This window comes from Prevotella sp. oral taxon 475, from assembly GCF_018127805.1.
Lineage (GTDB): Bacteria > Bacteroidota > Bacteroidia > Bacteroidales > Bacteroidaceae > Prevotella.
This window is the reverse complement of record NZ_CP072334.1, coordinates 939,155-954,634: the sequence shown is the minus strand read 5'-3', so window position 1 is coordinate 954,634 and position 15,480 is coordinate 939,155. Positions and strand designations below refer to the sequence as shown.

Annotated in this window: 13 protein-coding genes and 4 tRNA genes; 6 read left to right on the top strand and 11 right to left on the bottom strand. The window is 49.3% G+C overall.

Annotated features, from left to right (window positions below; genetic code table 11):
* Position 1: 1 nt before the first annotated feature.
* The 8 genes from gldE to J5A66_RS03650 all read right to left on the bottom strand — a co-directional run bounded on the left by gldE (position 2) and on the right by J5A66_RS03650 (position 4,042).
* Complete coding sequence (gldE, locus tag J5A66_RS03685; RefSeq protein ID WP_249110022.1) at positions 2–1,234, bottom strand: gliding motility-associated protein GldE; 1,233 nt, start codon at positions 1,232–1,234, stop codon at positions 2–4.
* A 115-nt stretch (positions 1,235–1,349) separates the two neighbouring features.
* Positions 1,350–1,760, bottom strand: a complete 411-nt coding sequence (locus J5A66_RS03680) for a single-stranded DNA-binding protein (protein WP_211791107.1) — start codon at positions 1,758–1,760, stop codon at positions 1,350–1,352.
* Positions 1,761–1,776: 16 nt separating this feature from the next.
* Positions 1,777–2,328 carry a hypothetical protein gene (locus J5A66_RS03675; RefSeq protein WP_211791106.1) on the bottom strand — a complete coding sequence of 184 codons (552 nt, stop codon included), beginning with the start codon at positions 2,326–2,328 and terminating at the stop codon, positions 1,777–1,779.
* 25 nt (positions 2,329–2,353) lie between these two features.
* Positions 2,354–2,426: transfer RNA gene (locus tag J5A66_RS03670), tRNA-Gly, on the bottom strand.
* A 22-nt stretch (positions 2,427–2,448) separates the two neighbouring features.
* Positions 2,449–2,535: transfer RNA gene (locus J5A66_RS03665), tRNA-Leu, on the bottom strand.
* A gap of 32 nt (positions 2,536–2,567) precedes the next feature.
* A tRNA-Leu gene (locus J5A66_RS03660) sits at positions 2,568–2,649 on the bottom strand.
* Between the two features lie 28 nt (positions 2,650–2,677).
* Positions 2,678–2,750, bottom strand: a tRNA-Gly gene (locus J5A66_RS03655).
* A gap of 821 nt (positions 2,751–3,571) precedes the next feature.
* Positions 3,572–4,042: a hypothetical protein gene (locus J5A66_RS03650; protein ID WP_211791104.1), complete on the bottom strand. Its 471-nt coding sequence runs from the start codon at positions 4,040–4,042 to the stop codon at positions 3,572–3,574.
* A gap of 843 nt (positions 4,043–4,885) precedes the next feature.
* On the opposite strand from J5A66_RS03650, the gene J5A66_RS03645 reads away from it, so the two are divergent.
* The 6 genes from J5A66_RS03645 (at position 4,886) to tsaE (ending at position 12,415) form a co-directional block, all read left to right on the top strand.
* A complete protein-coding gene (locus tag J5A66_RS03645) occupies positions 4,886–6,133 on the top strand; it encodes a 3-phosphoshikimate 1-carboxyvinyltransferase (protein WP_211791102.1) in 1,248 nt (415 codons plus the stop codon).
* Between the two features lie 4 nt (positions 6,134–6,137).
* Positions 6,138–6,530 carry a hypothetical protein gene (locus J5A66_RS03640; RefSeq protein ID WP_211791101.1) on the top strand — a complete coding sequence of 131 codons (393 nt, stop codon included), beginning with the start codon at positions 6,138–6,140 and terminating at the stop codon, positions 6,528–6,530.
* Positions 6,531–6,547: 17 nt separating this feature from the next.
* Positions 6,548–7,375 (top strand): metal ABC transporter permease, encoded by an 828-nt coding sequence (locus tag J5A66_RS03635; RefSeq protein WP_211791099.1) that lies wholly within the window; start codon positions 6,548–6,550, stop codon positions 7,373–7,375.
* Positions 7,362–10,265, top strand: a complete 2,904-nt coding sequence (locus J5A66_RS03630) for a tetratricopeptide repeat protein (RefSeq protein ID WP_211791097.1) — start codon at positions 7,362–7,364, stop codon at positions 10,263–10,265. The genes J5A66_RS03635 and J5A66_RS03630 overlap by 14 nt, the downstream gene beginning before the upstream one ends.
* A 121-nt stretch (positions 10,266–10,386) precedes the next feature.
* A complete protein-coding gene (locus tag J5A66_RS03625) occupies positions 10,387–11,946 on the top strand; it encodes a bifunctional response regulator/alkaline phosphatase family protein (protein ID WP_211791095.1) in 1,560 nt (519 codons plus the stop codon).
* Between the two features lie 55 nt (positions 11,947–12,001).
* Positions 12,002–12,415: a tRNA (adenosine(37)-N6)-threonylcarbamoyltransferase complex ATPase subunit type 1 TsaE gene (tsaE, locus tag J5A66_RS03620; RefSeq protein WP_211791093.1), complete on the top strand. Its 414-nt coding sequence runs from the start codon at positions 12,002–12,004 to the stop codon at positions 12,413–12,415.
* Positions 12,416–12,556: 141 nt separating this feature from the next.
* Here tsaE and J5A66_RS03615 read toward each other — a convergent pair whose 3' ends face one another.
* Genes J5A66_RS03615 through folB form a run of 3 tightly spaced genes read right to left on the bottom strand, consistent with a single transcriptional unit; the run spans position 12,557 to position 15,204 of the window.
* Positions 12,557–13,462 (bottom strand): MlaD family protein, encoded by a 906-nt coding sequence (locus J5A66_RS03615; protein WP_211791091.1) that lies wholly within the window; start codon positions 13,460–13,462, stop codon positions 12,557–12,559.
* Between the two features lie 8 nt (positions 13,463–13,470).
* Positions 13,471–14,778 (bottom strand): N-acetylmuramoyl-L-alanine amidase, encoded by a 1,308-nt coding sequence (locus tag J5A66_RS03610; protein ID WP_211791090.1) that lies wholly within the window; start codon positions 14,776–14,778, stop codon positions 13,471–13,473.
* Positions 14,779–14,832: 54 nt separating this feature from the next.
* Complete coding sequence (gene folB / locus J5A66_RS03605; RefSeq protein ID WP_211791089.1) at positions 14,833–15,204, bottom strand: dihydroneopterin aldolase; 372 nt, start codon at positions 15,202–15,204, stop codon at positions 14,833–14,835.
* Between the last annotated feature and the right edge of the window lie 276 nt (positions 15,205–15,480).

Sequence of the window (15,480 nt, the reverse complement as noted above, 5' to 3'; positions counted from 1 at the left end):
TTCAGTGAATTGCAGACACAGGCTGCACCTCCAATTTCACCCTGCTTATTCTTCTTTCCTCGATAGCAAGGATTTCAAACAGATAATTCTTATAGGTTATTCGTTCATGAATACCGGGGAAGTCGCCTTTCAATTCGAGCAATAAACCGGCAAGCGTATCGGCTCCTCCTTCCACTTCGCTAAACTCTTCGTCGCTCACTTCCAGAATTCTGCACAAGTCACTCAACAGCGTTTTTCCCTCGAACACATAAGTATTATAATTCAACTTGGTATAAGTCTTCTCCGTTTCGTCGTCGTATTCATCATTAATTTCGCCAACAATCTCTTCGAGGATATCTTCAAGCGTCACGATTCCGCTGGTTCCTCCGAACTCATCCACAACAATAGCGATATGGATTTTATTTTCTTGGAAGTCACGCAACAAATCATCGATCTTCTTTGTCTCAGGAACAAAGTAGGGCGGACGAATCAAGCTCTGCCATCTAAAGGAAGAAGGCTTCGTGAGATGCGGCAATAAATCTTTGATATACAACACTCCGCGAATATTGTCGGTATTGTCTTGATACACCGGAATCCTGCTGTAGTTATTCTCTCGAATGCAATCGAGCACCACATTGAATCCACTTTTAATATCGATATCCACCACATCCTTCCGACTTGTCATAATTTCTTTGGCCGTTTCGTCGCCAAAGCGAATGATGCCCTGCAAGATTTTCTCTTCATCGCGAAGCTCTTCCTTGTTGGTTAATTCAAGAGCCTGCTCCAGGTCATCGACACTCAGTGTATGACTTTCTTTCCTCACAACTTTCTCGGCCAGAACACCTGTACGCAACAATACTGTCTCTAACGGCCAAAACAGTCTCCGAAAGAACAACACACCATTAACGGTATTTCGGCAAAACCTCAATGGATTCTGCCTACTGAGCACTTTTGGAAGAATTTCTCCAAAGAGAAGCAACAAGAAAGTGAGAAGAATCGTAATGCAAAGGAACTGCAACCAATAAGCCTTTGGCCCAAAATGCACAATACTTCCAAAGACATAGTTGCAAAGCATGATGATTGTGACGTTCACAAAGTTGTTTGTGATCAGAATCGTTGCCAGTGTTCGCTCCGAGTCTTCCCGCAACAGAGCGATGCTTTTGTCCCGAACATCTTTCTCTGTATCCAGCTGTGCGATGTCGCCCGGCGACAAACTGAAGAACGCAATCTCAGAACCGCTTGCAAATCCGGACATGAACAACAAGCCGACAACCAACACCATAGCTACCGCCACTCCTAAAGACGGCGGCAAGACGTATATATCAGATAAAGTGTCTGTTATATAAGAAAGGTCCAAATCGCTCTACTGTTTAAAAAGGTAACTTGTCTTTGCCTGCTGTTGCATTCGAGACCCCTTCTTGTGAAGAAGATTCTGCGGCGGGTGCGCTAGCCGGTTTGGGTGTGAGCATTTCCATATTGTCGGCCCATATCTCGGTTACGTATTTTCGTTTGCCCTGTTGGTCATCATAGCTTTTATAACGAATGCGCCCCTCGATATAGAGTTTGTCGCCCTTATGGACGTATTTCTCCACCACTTTAGCAAGATTCTTCCACAAAATCACATTATGCCAATCGGTATGTTCGGGCACTTTCGTACCGTTCGAGAGCGTATAGCCTCGCTCGGTGGTAGCCAATACGATCTGTGCCACCGCCTGATCGGCCTCATAATACCTGATGTCGGGTTCTTTCCCGACGTTACCAATCAGCATCACCTTATTCATCGCTCTGCTTCAGATTTTATTTCCACATTCCAAGATACCGATACCGGAAATTCTTTCCTTTGGCCGATGGAAACTGCGACCGACTATCTACACGGTCCCGCAAGTTGTCTAAGATTCGTTCATAACAGTCTTGCCCCGACATCGCCTTGCAATGCACCACAAAAAGCGTATCGCGATATTCATATTTCCCGGTTGCCGGCACCAAGACCACTCGTTTAAATTTCATTTCTCCCTCATACCATCCCGGTCGTTCTTCGGTCAGACGCGTCAGTGCCGTTGCAATGAGACCACGCCGATCGAAAGCGTTGGGCACAGGCATCTGCTGCACGGCCTTCTTTTGTTTGAAGTCGAACATCGTGGCAGCCATCGTTTTGATGATAATGAAATAAATTCTCGGTCGAACTTTGTAACGCTTAGGATAAAAAACATCACTGGAAACATAGTCTCGGATGTCACGTTCCAAATCGGCATTCAATCCTATTTCCGGAATTGATTGAAGAAAATCAAGTGCCTTTTCTACATTATCAACCAAGGTTTCCTTATCAAAATATCTTAGGTATAAATTCATTGATAAAACATGTTTCTCTGAAAAGAGCGGAAAACGAGACTCGAACTCGCGACCCCAACCTTGGCAAGGTTGTGCTCTACCAACTGAGCTATTTCCGCTTAACGAAAGTTTTATTATTTATGGTGAAGAGGAGGAGACTCGAACTCCCACGAAACAATTTTCACTACCCCCTCAAAGTAGCGCGTCTACCAATTCCGCCACCTCTCCAACATATTCAAAAAAGCATTCTGGATAAGCCGTGCCCAGAACAGGACTCGAACCTGCACGTCGTTAAACACACGCACCTGAAACGTGCGCGTCTACCAATTCCGCCACCTGGGCCTTAACTATCTATTTATCCAGAATGAGGAGCGGAAAACGAGACTCGAACTCGCGACCCCAACCTTGGCAAGGTTGTGCTCTACCAACTGAGCTATTTCCGCAAAACCTTTATCACAAGCATTTCTCTAAATGCGGTGCAAAGGTAACAAGTTTTTTCGACTTTGCAAATATTTCATCTCTTTTTTTCAAATAAAATAGACCGCCATCACCGCCTGAGAGTTTCAAATCATCAACAACGAAAAGCTCATTCGTATATATAATAAGGTGAAAGTTCGACAAGGGTCTGTCCGCTTTACAACAGCCCAACTTGACTTACAGTTTTATCTTCCCCTGAAAACGACGGGGCGAAAGACCGAATCATACACCTTGCAACAATCGTTCCCAAAATCTTATTATTTGTTTTTTTAACCGATCGATCGTTTTATTTTAACACCATCTTCCAACCTCTTATAGAAAGAACATGGACTTCTTGAAGAGATATACAGAGAGAAAAGAAGGTCAAAACCGAACTTTTATTCTTCTAAATATCTGTTTTACCGTCTCTAAAATCTGTTTTTCGATTAGAAAAAGCGGCACCTTTGTCGGCTCATCTCTTAGCTTTTGTACTCCATTTTCTTAGCTTTCGCCGTTCGAAAGCTAAGAGATGGCAGCGAAGAAGACAAGGAAAGCGGTTCGAAAAGGCATAAAAAGTGACACAATTCATTGCACCACAGTAGGTTACGATCAAACAAGAGAGAACCTCCTCAACACTCGCGTCTTTACAAGACGAGGAGGTTTCGTCTGCAAAAACGCGAGTATTGGGCCTAAAAAGTCTGTTATTTTTAACGTTTCTGGTAGGGTGTTCGGAAGAACATTCATACTCGTTTGTGGTTTCTACTCTATGTTATTCGATGCCCGTCAACACGATGGCAAGGATCCTCCCCTACTCTTTTACTACCTCGACCTTCACTTTTGCATCTTTAAACTCATTGCTCACGACCAACAATTTGATCGGTTGCGTGATGAAACCTTGCTTCTCGCCCGTTTCGACTCGATAGGAGAGATGCAGTGTTTGGGCATTTCCGGTGAGCACAATGGCCTTGATGTCTGTCTCGACATCCGTCTCTGGTAGCACGATGGGCAAAATAAATTCTTTTGAAAAGTTGATACGCGTGGGTTCACCGCCCTTTCCCATGAAAGCCGCCAAGCCGAAATAGCAGTCAAGGTCTTTCCTATTGGTTATTTTCTGTCCCTCTCTCAGTGTTTCTCCGTTGTTAAAAAAATAGTTGCGTGCTTCCCGATAGGGCACACTTTCCATTTCTCTTTTTGCATTTTTCCCATAGAAACACGCTGTCAAAGCCAGCGTCACCATCAACAGAGAGAGGCCTATGGTTCCCAAAATCGTTCTTTTCATATTGTTTTTGTTAAGAAGGTAGATTTCTATCAGAAACAAAAAAGTCTAAAGCAGCACTTGATGCGCCTGCTTCAGACCCTTTCCAAATATTCTGTAAGTGAGCCTTACCGATGTTTTCTGCCTATTTTTCAGTAGGGTTGGCTCACGTTCGATTAGCGTTCTGTGCACCTTTCGTTAGGTGTACCAAATGGAAGAATCCACTGTTTTCCCATAGAGGTCTTCCTCGTTGTAGACGTTGTCCAGCTCATAGTCTTCCTGACCATAGCATTTTTTCTTCAGTTTCATAGTTTAACCCTTCCTTAGAACCCTTGTCTCTCCTGGGATTCTTATTAATTTATGACAGATGATGAGACTTTCATCCTTTTCAATCTGGCAGATGGAAAAGAACGGTTGGCAGGCAAGCCTGTACGACATTCGCTTGCAACATCTTGCCAAAGACATTCACGTTTAGATTGAATGAAGACTCAATTGGGGAGCAATTCTCCGCCTTCATCTATCGCAAAGATAGGAAAAAGTTGGATAGGTTGTTACGTTTTCTGTTCCTTTTTGCTACGATTTAGCAATTTTTCACCTATCCATCTGTCATATCTTCATCATTATTCAGTAGTTCGTCATCATATTTCTCGTTCTTCATCATTCTTTATAGGTAGTTTTCGGGGGCAGAATCTTCATTGGTGGTATTTTTGTTTTCCATCGAATTTCTCCTTTTTGAAGCGTGAGATTCCAGAGCATTATTCTCACTTTCGAGAACGCAGATAGAACACAACAAACTTTCACATCGCAGGCTTGTGCATCCCGAGATTAATTGGTATTTTTGCATTAGCTAATCGCACATTATTATATATGCAATATATCATCAATGCCCCGCTAAAGCTCGACACTCGGATTGCGCTACCTGCATCGAAGAGTATCTGCAACAGGGCTCTCATTATTCATGCGCTCGCAGGCGGAACAACGATGCCTTGCAATCTGTCCGACTGCGACGATACGGTTGTTGTCACCCGTGCACTGCGCTCAATGCCCGACATTGTAGACATCGGAGCCAGCGGAACGGCGATGAGATTTCTCACAGCCTACTTCAGTTGCAGGCCTGGCACACACACGCTCACCGGATCCGAGCGCATGAAACATCGACCCATTAAACCTCTGGTGGATGCCTTGCGATATTTAGGGGCTCGAATCGAATACTTGGAAACCGAGGGATTCCCTCCTCTACGCATAGAGGGAACCGAACTGGAAGGGGGCAGGTTGGAGATAGCCGGACAGGTGAGTTCGCAATTTATCTCGGCGTTGTTGATGATCGGGCCTGTGCTTCGCGGTGGATTGGAATTGAAGATGACGGGCCAAATCGCCTCTCGTCCTTACATTGATCTGACGCTTTGGACGATGAAAGAGTTTGGTGCGGAAGCAGAATGGACGGACATTGACACCATTCGCATTCAACCTGGACACTATCTCGACCGGGAATATTTGATTGAAAACGACTGGAGTGCGGCTTCTTATTGGTATGAGATGATGGCGTTGAGTGGCGACCCGGAGGCGTGCGTCAGACTAACGGGCCTGACAGACAACTCTAAGCAGGGCGATTCGGTGGCACGGCACCTCTTTTCGCTGTTGGGTGTGAAGAGCGTTTTTGAGAAACGAACCGACGGAAAACCGGGGGGCGTGACGCTGAAACGGCTGCCCACACGGTTGCCGCGCCTGGAATATGACTTTATCAACTCGCCCGACCTGGCACAAACGCTCGTGGTGACTTGCACAATGATGAATATTCCATTCTACTTCAAAGGCTTAGCCAGTCTGCGTATCAAGGAGACCGACCGCATCGAGGCTCTGAAAACCGAATTGAGAAAACTGGGATATGTCCTGCGCGACGTGGACGGCTGTGCCTTGACCTGGGACGGTGAACGGTGCGAACCCTCCGATGCACCCATCGAAACCTACGGAGACCATCGCATGGCACTGGCCTTTGCCCCTGTGGCAATGACTGGCAGGGAGGTAAAAATCGCTCATCCTGGCGTTGTAAGCAAGTCGTACCCCCACTTCTGGGACGACCTTCGACAGGCCGGCTTCACTCTTAACGAGCTATAAAGACATGCACATCCTCCTGCTGGCCCTTGTGGCACTCGGATTGTTGGCTGCCCTCTTGGGGATGTTATCCCGTAAAACGGAGAATAACGAGCCCGAGGTGGTGCAGGCCGATGCGGCTTCGTGTGCCACCTGTAACGGCGAAGACGAGCGTTGCGAACAAGAGTGCATGCTCGAAGCGGCCGTGAAGGCCATTGAATATTACGACGACGAGGAGCTGGACCAATACCGTGGACGACCCTCGGACGGATATACCGACAGCGAAGCGGAAGAGTTTGCCGATGTTCTCTACACGATGAAGCCCGAAGAGGTGAAGGGCTGGAACCGAAGTCTGATTCTTCGGCAGATCAATCTGCCCAATCAGCTTAAAGATGAAGTCATTATGATGATGAAAGAATAAGAAAGGCACTGCACAAGATGAATATTTTAGAATACACTTTTTTCCAAAACGCCCTGTTGGGTTCGTTTCTTGCCAGCATCCTTTGCGGGTTGATCGGTACCTATATCGTGACTCGCCGACTGGTGTTCATCAGCGGCGGCATCACGCATGCTTCGTTCGGAGGCATCGGTTTGGGTGTGGTCCTCGGCATCAGCCCTATCCTCTCGGCCATGGGATTCTCTATTCTCAGCGCGTTCGGTGTGCAATGGATGTCGCATCGAGGCGATGTGAGAGAAGATTCGGCCATTGCTGTATTCTGGACCTTCGGCATGAGTTTGGGCATCATCTGCTGTTTCCTCTCGCCGGGCTTCATGCCCGACCTGCCATCGTTTCTCTTTGGCAGCATCCTCACTATTGGAGAGACTGACCTTTGGTTGCTCGGCACACTCGTTGTACTGGTTGCCGTGGTGTTTGTGCTGCTCTATCGCACCATCCTCAGCGTGGCATTCGATGCCAACTTCGCCCGCTCGCAACGCTTACCCGTAGATTTTATCGAATATCTCATGATGGCTCTTATCGCTATGACCATCGTAGCAACACTGCGAATGGTGGGCATCGTGTTGAGCATCAGTCTGCTCACCATCCCGCAGATGACCGCCAACACACTCACCCACGATTTCAAGCGCATCATCGCCTGGAGTATAGTCATCGGTTGGGTAGATTGTCTGCTGGGTTTATCGCTTTCCTACAGTCTCAACGTACCTTCCGGCGCGTCGATCATCTTCGTTAGCATCCTCGTCTACCTGGTGGCGAAAGTGGGTAGAGTTCTTCACAACCAATCGAAAAGAAAGATTGAAACCAAATAAGTTTACATACGTCTCGCTCACGCCCATCGTTGTGGCGACGATTCTTCTGGCAACGAGTTGTTCAGCGGGAAAGAACACCGCGCGCAGTCGTTGGTGGCAGGCTTTCAACACCCGTTATAACGTGTATTACAATGGGAGCACGGCCTACGTAGACGGATCGTTGGAAAAGGAATCGGGCAACCGGGATAACTTCACCGAACTGATTCCGCTTTACACCGTAGCCAACAAGAACAGTCGAGAGTTGGGAAAGAGCAACTTCGATCGGGCCATTGCCAAGTGCGAGAAGGCCATTCAGCTGCACAGCATTAAGCGACGACCCACCTGGAACAAGAAACGCCGAAAGACGGAGCAAGACATCGAGTGGCTCAATCGTCGCGAATACAATCCGTTTCTATGGAAGGCGTGGCTATTGATGGGTCGATCGCAGTTTCACAAGGCCGACTTCGAACAGGCTGCGGCTACTTTTGCTTATATGAGCAGGCTCTATCGCACCCAAGCTCCTATCTATGCCAAGGCTCGGGCTTGGCTGGCCAAGACGTATATCGAGCAAGGATGGATGTATGATGCCGAGGATGTGATTCGCAACATGCAACGCGACTCGATAGACTGGCGGGCCGTAAAAGAATGGGATTACACCTATGCCGATTACTACATCCACACAAACGAGTATGCCAAGGCCATTCCTTATCTGCAAAAAGTGATTCGGCACGAGATGCGCCGCAAGCAACGGGCCCGCGAATGGTTTTTGATGGGACAGTTGCAGGCAATCTTAGGCCATGCCAAAGAGGCCTACCGAGCTTTCAGGAAGGCGGCCTCGCTGCATGCGTCTTACGAGCTCGACTTCAACGCACGCATTGCGATGACCGAGGTTGCGGCGCAGGGACAGGGGCGAAAGATGATCGGTCGACTCAAACGGATGGCCCTATCGGACAACAACAAGGACTATCTCGATCAGGTTTTCTACGCCATCGGCAACATCTATCTGGCTCAGCGCGACACCATCAACGCCATCCGCGCTTATGAAAACGGCAACCAAAAAGCCACACGCAGCGGCATCGAAAAAGGCGTTCTGCTGTTGCGGCTGGGGAATCTCTATTGGAACAAAGAGCTTTTCGGCGATGCACGCCGGTGTTATAACGAGGCTTTGGGCTTGCTGGACAAAGACCGCGCTGACTACGAACAGCTCTCTCGCCGCTCGAAAATGCTCGACGAGTTGGTTCCTCATCTTGAAGCCGTGCACTTGCAAGACTCGCTTCAACTGCTGGCACGCCTGCCCGAGAAAGACCGCAATGCGGCCATCGATCGCGTGATTGCCGCCTTGAAGAAGAAAGAAAAGGAAGAACGCGATGCGCAAGCCGAGACCAACGCACAACAGACGCTTGCCCGAAACGGCAGAACTGCCTCCTCGATACCTTCCTTGCCTGCCCCTCGACAGAGCAAGGAAGCCAATCTTTGGTATTTTTATAATCCGCAAGCTGTGAGCCAGGGAAAAGTGGCTTTCGAGCGACAATGGGGCAAACGCGAGAATATCGACAACTGGCAGCGCATCAACCCCACCGTCGTCTCTCTCGATCCGCTGCCCAACGAACTCTCACAGGCCCAACGCGACTCGATCTTCGAAGCTGATTCGCGCCGCGATTCACTCAAAAAGGCAATGCAGACAGAGGGCAACGATCCGCATCAACACGAATATTATCTCTCGCAGATTCCCTTCACACCCGAGCAGATGCAGGCCAGCAACGAGCTGCTCACCGATGGACTCTACCACTCGGGCATACTCTTCAAAGACCAGCTCGACCATTTGCCTCTGGCCGAGAAGGCCCTGCGTCGACTGTCCGACCACTTCCCGCAGTTCTCCCACATGGCCGACGTCTACTATCACCTCTTCTTACTCTACTCGCGCATGGGTCGACCCGAGACGGCCAGCGGTTATATCGACCGACTGAAGAAAGAATTCCCCCAGAGCGAGTGGGCCGAACTCCTCACCAACCCCAACTATACGCTTCTGGCCCGCTCTGGTCCGCAGCTCGAAGATTCGCTCTACGCCGCTACCTACGAAGCCTTTCGAGCCGGTCGATACGCCGAGGTGAAAAGCAACACGCAGCTTTCCTCCACGACATTCCGACAGGGAGCCAATCGCGACAAGTTTCTCTTCATCTCCGCGCTATCCCTACTCAACGATGGCGATGCCGACGGGTGCCTCAGTCAACTGCAAACCCTCATCGAGCAATATCCTCAGAGCAGCCTCAGCACGATGGCAGGAATGGTGATCAATGGCGTTCGATCGGGTCGAACCTTACGTGGCGGACGGTTCGACGTGGGTAACATCTGGCAACGCCGAACCCTGGCCACCGCCACGGTCGACAGTACTGCCGCACGCCATTTCTCTGCCGACCGCATCTCCCCCTTCGTCTTCCTCATCGCCTACCCACCCGATTCGTTCAACGAATACCAGTTGCTCTTCCTCCTGGCCCGTTACAACTTCACCCATTACCTGGTGCGCAACTTCGACATCGCCCTCGAAACCGTCGGTCCTCTCCGACAGATGCGGGTGAGCGGATTCCGCAACTACGACGAGGCTCTGCAATACGCCCGCGAGTTGCACCGACAGACTGCCATTATGCAGCTTGCCACTGCCGGTCGCACCCTCATCATCAGCGAGTTCAACCTATCCTTGCTCGGTCGCCACCTCAGCTACGACGACTACGACCGTTTCTACACCCTCCACTTCCTGCCCCTCAAAGTGAGCACGCTTCCCCTGCTATCCGAGCCCACCGAAATCGTCACCCCCCAGGAACTTTCACCTCCCGCAGCCGAGGAAAAGAAGAAAGATACCTCCAAACAAGAATCGGAAGACGATGACGAATATTACGACGTGGAGGGATTTTGAACATCAGCAATTGATCATTAGGCTTCCGAGGTCTCGGATGACTCAAAAATAAGAAAAAGAAGGCTTCGGCACCTGCCGAAAGCATTTTCCTGTAATCAACAACAAAAAAGAGATACAAACGATGAACAACGGACTTCTGCTCTGGGTCGACGACGAGATGGAACTCCTCACAGCCCACATTCTCTTTCTCGAAAAAAAAGGCTATCAACTCGTCACCGTCAATAACGGTGCTGATGCCATCGAACTATGCCAGCAACGCACCTTCGACCTCATCCTGCTCGACGAGATGATGCCCGGCCTCTCAGGCCTGGAAACCCTCCAGCGCATCAAAGAAATCCAACCCACCACACCCGTGGTGATGTGCACCAAAAGCGAGGAAGAAAACATCATGGAGCAGGCCATCGGCTCGAAAATAGCTGATTACCTCATCAAGCCCGTCAACCCGAGTCAGATTCTGCTCACCCTCAAAAAAAACATCCATCGTCGCGAAATCATAGCCGAAGTGGCACAAACCAGCTATCAACAAAGCTTTCAAGACATCGCCCGGCAGACGGAAGAAAGCCGAACGATGGAGGATTGGTACCGCCTGTATCGCCGATTGGTGCACTGGGAACTCGAACTTGCCGGAGCCGGCAGCAACATGGCCGACATCCTTTCAGTCCAGAAAGAAGAAGCCAACAATGCCTTTGCCAAGTTCGTCAAGCAGAACTACGAGACTTGGACCTCGCCCCAAAAATCGGGCGCGACGAACCGTCCCGTGATGAGCCCCGACCTTTTCAAAACGCAGATCTTCCCACGAATCGACCGTGGCGAGAACATCTTCCTCGTCGTGCTCGACAATTTCCGCTACGACCAGTGGAAAATGCTCGAGAGCGAAATCGGCGAACTCTTCGACATCGACGAGCAACTCTACACCGCTATCCTACCCACCGCCACGCAATATGCCCGCAATGCCATCTTCTCCGGACTCATGCCCGAGCAGATAGCCAAGATGTTCCCCCTCTTATGGGTGGATGAGGACGAAGACGAGGGCAAAAACCTCAACGAAGAAGAACTCATCGGGACTCAGATTGCACGCTATCGACGACACGACGACTTTAGTTATACCAAGGTAAACAACACCGTCGATGCCGAGCGACTCCTCGAACGATTCGACCAACTCAGCGAGAATCCGCTCAACGTCGTCGTCTTCAACTTCATCGACATGCTCTCGCACGCTCGCACCGAGTCGCGGATGGTGCGCGAACTCGCCGCCGACGAATCTGCCTATCGCTCCATCACGCTCAGTTGGTTCCGTCATTCGGCTCTGGCACAACTCTTCCGCCGACTTTCGCAAAGCTCCTACACCGTTCTGCTCACCACCGACCACGGTTCCATTCGCTGCAACAAACCCATCAAAATCGTAGGCGACCGCAATACCAACACCAATCTGCGCTACAAACTCGGGCGCAATCTCAATTGCAATTCCAAAGAAATCTTCACCGTCAAAGACCCTCGCCGCGTGCAATTGCCCGCGCCCAACATCAGCACCTCTTACGTCTTTGCCACCGGCAGCAACTTCTTTGCCTATCCCAACAATTACAACTATTACGTCTCCTACTACAAAGACACCTTCCAACACGGAGGCATCAGTATGGAAGAAATGCTCGTGCCCCTCGTCGCGCTCCATCCTCGAAAGTAAAAACGCTTCTCTTGCTCATCCCCCATTATCTATTTTCTTTTATCATTTATCCATCATGCAAATCATCATTCATTCCCTCGCAGACATCAAAGACGCCGCCCGGCAGTTCGTTGCCCACAAAGGAGCGGGCAAAGTGTTCGCCTTTTACGGCGAAATGGGTTCCGGGAAAACCACCTTTATCAAAGCCCTTTGCCAAGAACTCGGCGTAGAAGACATCATCACCTCGCCCACTTTCGCCATCGTCAACGAATATCACACCGCACAAGACACTGCCCCTATCTTCCACTTCGACTTCTATCGCATCAAACGCCTTGAAGAAGTCTACGACATGGGCTACGAAGATTATTTCTACAGCGGCTCGCTTTGCTTCCTGGAGTGGCCCGAACTCATCGAGGAAATCCTCCCTTCCGATGCCATCAAGGTGAGCATCCGCAAAGAAGAAGACGGCAGTCGGCGCATCGAGTTCTGAGCTACGCAGAAATAGTTGGGCAACTTCCCCACACCGTCATCCCACTCTGAACATAAAGAAAATCCGCTGCTTGAAGGTTCTTATCTCCCTTCAAGCAGCGGATTTCTTTTTCCACCGATTCGCTATCGGCCAGTTTTAGGTCTACTTCTTCTCCTTTCGGCCGAAAAGCGAGAAGTGAACATAACGCTTGGGATGCTGTCGAACGTTGACCAACAGCGAGTCGGCACTCATCAAGGTGGCGTTGAGATTGTTGTAAAGACCAGGATCGCGCATAAGCAGGCCCAAAGAACCATCGTTGCTATTGAGTTTCTCGGTTACCGATTGCACATTCTCCAGCGTCCGATTCACCTGCGCCATCGTCCCGGCGATGTCGATTGCGGCCAAGTTTGCCGTCAACACCGACGTGTTATCCAGCACTCGGTTCGCCTTTCCCATCATCGTCGGCACACCATGATTCAACTGTGCCATGAGCGAATTGAGTTCGCGGGCCGATGTCCGCAGAGTCGACGTGATATATTGCACATTGTCCAACGACCGATTGATCGACGGATTGGCCAATATCCCATTGATACTGGCCAGGATAGAGTCAAGCTTGGGCAATATCTTTTCTACCGAAGGTACCATCGCGCCCACCTTTCCTAGCATGCCCGAGTTGGCATTTCCCGGAATCACTCCTCCCGGCTGCACAAACTTTCCCGTATTTTTTCCCAGCACTAGGTTCATCTTTACGTTCCCCATCAAGTCGCTCACGATCTCTGCCGAGCTACCTTCGGGCACGCGCATGTTCTTGTCTAAGTCGATAGACACTAAGATATCGCGGTCTTGTGTATAGTTATAATCGATGCCGGTCACCACGCCCACAGGATATCCATTAGCATAGATGGGCGTGGCATGAGACAGTCCGCTCACGTCCTTAAAAGCTACTTGATAGCCCGTATCGTTTGAAAACAACGTGAGTCCCTTCAAAAAATTCATACCGAAAAACAGTATAATAACCCCCATTATCGCCACAAGGGCTATCTTTACTTCCTTTGTAAAAACCTTCATGCTTTGCTTTATTTCTTTATTTTATTCACTGTAAACTCTCTGATGGCTTTGTTGATGTCCATGCGCACGCCGTCTTTAAAAGCGACGACAAAAGCATCGGGAAATCGGTCGGCAATTTCCCGGCGCAGTTTGTTGATTTCGTTATAATTCGTCGATGCCCCATAGGTGTATTTCACCATGTTTCCCTCGTTGAAGAAGTCCACCTCTTTGAGCCCCTTCAACTGCGGACTGCCTGCCCGAATCACCTTTGCACTGGCCAGAATCTGCACCTTGAAGATGGGCAAACCAGTTGTTTTGCCCGAAGCCTCAGCAGATTTTCCCGCATCCTGAACCACCGTTACAGAAGCAGTTGCCGCCGATTCGGGTTGCGCCACCTCTGCCACGGGTTCCGTTTTGACCGTAGATTTGGCTGCAGGAGCAGTTGTCTGAGTGGCCGCTGGCGTGCGGACGGGCGTCTTTTTAGTCGTCTCTTCATGTTTGTAACTATCGGGAACTATATCCTGAATCTTTTTCCCCGACGTGGCAGCAGCCTTGTAGGGTACAACAACGTGATTGTAATATTTGTTTTTATACCCTTCGAACGCTCTGTAAATGCCCATCGCAATGTTGTCGATTCGCCCGCTGTCGTTGAGTAGCCGTTCTTCTTCAGCCGTTGTGATAAAGCCCAACTCGATGAGACAGCCGGGCATCGACGTCTCGCGCAGCACCAAAAATCCAGCCTGATGCACGCCTTTATCGGGACGATTGGCAGCCGCACAAGTTTCGCGTTGCACCATCTTGGCCATGTCTACACTATTGGCCATGTTCTTATCCTGCATGAATTCGAACATGATATAGCTTTCCGACGAATTAGGATTAAATCCCTGGTAACTCTGTTTGTAGTCTTTCTCAACAAGAATGACCGAGTTTTCACGTTTCGCCACGTCCAGATTGTCGGCTGCTCGGTGCATTCCCAGGGTATAAGTCTCCATGCCATAAGCCAATTTTCCTCCCGGCAGAGCGTTCGTATGGACCGAGACAAAGAGGTCGGCCTTATTTTTATTGGCCATATCGGCCCTTTCTTTCAGCGGGATAAAGACATCGGTCTTGCGTGTATAGATCACCCGCACGTCGGGACAATTCTGCTCCACGTATCGTCCGAAGGCCAAAGCCACAGTAAGATTGATGTCTTTTTCTTTCGAGAAAGCCCCCAAGGCTCCCGCATCTTTCCCGCCATGTCCGGGGTCGATTACCAGCGTAAATTTCCGGTTTGCAGCATTGGCGGCAAACGAAAAGAGCATGAAGAAAAGGAAAAAGACAACCGACTTTTTACCCATATACCACTGAATAATAGTGCAAAAATACGGAAATAGGCCGAAAACCTGCACGCTTTATCGCGTTTTATCATTTATTAATTGTAACTCCACCGCTGCTTCTCCACCGTCGGTAGCCATCGGCGGATTGATTTTCGTCACCTTTATCTCGAGCGATTCTATGTCGGGGAAGGCCTTGAAAAGCTGCCGTCCTATGCGATAGGCCACATTTTCGAGCAACTGCGACGGTGTTTTCATCACCCCTTTCACCTCTTCGTATACGTCGGCATAACTCAATGTGTCTTCCACTCGGTCGCTCTGCATCGCCCGTTCAATGGGATAGGCGATGCGAAGACTCACTCGATAGTCGTTTCCCACTCTGCGTTCTTGTAGAAGAACGCCGTGAAAGGCATGAAAACGGAGGTTGCAAAGAGAAATAAAACCAATCATTTTGTTAGTATAAAAGGATGAAACAAGGGGTGGATTCAAACTGTAAGAATGATGATCATTGAACAAACCATCAAACGTGATAGGATACTGGCCTTGCAATATCTTAGCTTTTGCACGTCATTTTCTTAGCTTTTGCAGGGCGTTTTCTTAACTTTTACACGCCAAAAGCTAAGAGATGAAAATGTATTCTCTAAGCCATTGATTTCCAGAAGATTGAAAAGGTGGTTTCGGAAAAAGAATCGTCTTGTCCGAAACGATGTTTACAAGTGGAAGAAA

What these genes read in the sequence shown, in the direction of transcription:
- J5A66_RS03635 (WP_211791099.1), top strand. Translation starts at nt 6,548, where the DNA reads ATGAATATTTTAGAATACACTTTTTTCCAAAACGCCCTGTTGGGTTCG.
- J5A66_RS03675 (WP_211791106.1), bottom strand. Translation starts at nt 2,328, where the DNA reads ATGAATTTATACCTAAGATATTTTGATAAGGAAACCTTGGTTGATAAT.
- J5A66_RS03625 (WP_211791095.1), top strand. Translation starts at nt 10,387, where the DNA reads ATGAACAACGGACTTCTGCTCTGGGTCGACGACGAGATGGAACTCCTC.
- J5A66_RS03650 (WP_211791104.1), bottom strand. Translation starts at nt 4,042, where the DNA reads ATGAAAAGAACGATTTTGGGAACCATAGGCCTCTCTCTGTTGATGGTG.
- folB (WP_211791089.1), bottom strand. Translation starts at nt 15,204, where the DNA reads ATGATTGGTTTTATTTCTCTTTGCAACCTCCGTTTTCATGCCTTTCAC.
- gldE (WP_249110022.1), bottom strand. Translation starts at nt 1,234, where the DNA reads ATGTCCGGATTTGCAAGCGGTTCTGAGATTGCGTTCTTCAGTTTGTCG.
- J5A66_RS03610 (WP_211791090.1), bottom strand. Translation starts at nt 14,778, where the DNA reads ATGGGTAAAAAGTCGGTTGTCTTTTTCCTTTTCTTCATGCTCTTTTCG.
- J5A66_RS03640 (WP_211791101.1), top strand. Translation starts at nt 6,138, where the DNA reads ATGCACATCCTCCTGCTGGCCCTTGTGGCACTCGGATTGTTGGCTGCC.
- J5A66_RS03680 (WP_211791107.1), bottom strand. Translation starts at nt 1,760, where the DNA reads ATGAATAAGGTGATGCTGATTGGTAACGTCGGGAAAGAACCCGACATC.
- J5A66_RS03615 (WP_211791091.1), bottom strand. Translation starts at nt 13,462, where the DNA reads ATGAAGGTTTTTACAAAGGAAGTAAAGATAGCCCTTGTGGCGATAATG.
- J5A66_RS03645 (WP_211791102.1), top strand. Translation starts at nt 4,886, where the DNA reads ATGCAATATATCATCAATGCCCCGCTAAAGCTCGACACTCGGATTGCG.
- tsaE (WP_211791093.1), top strand. Translation starts at nt 12,002, where the DNA reads ATGCAAATCATCATTCATTCCCTCGCAGACATCAAAGACGCCGCCCGG.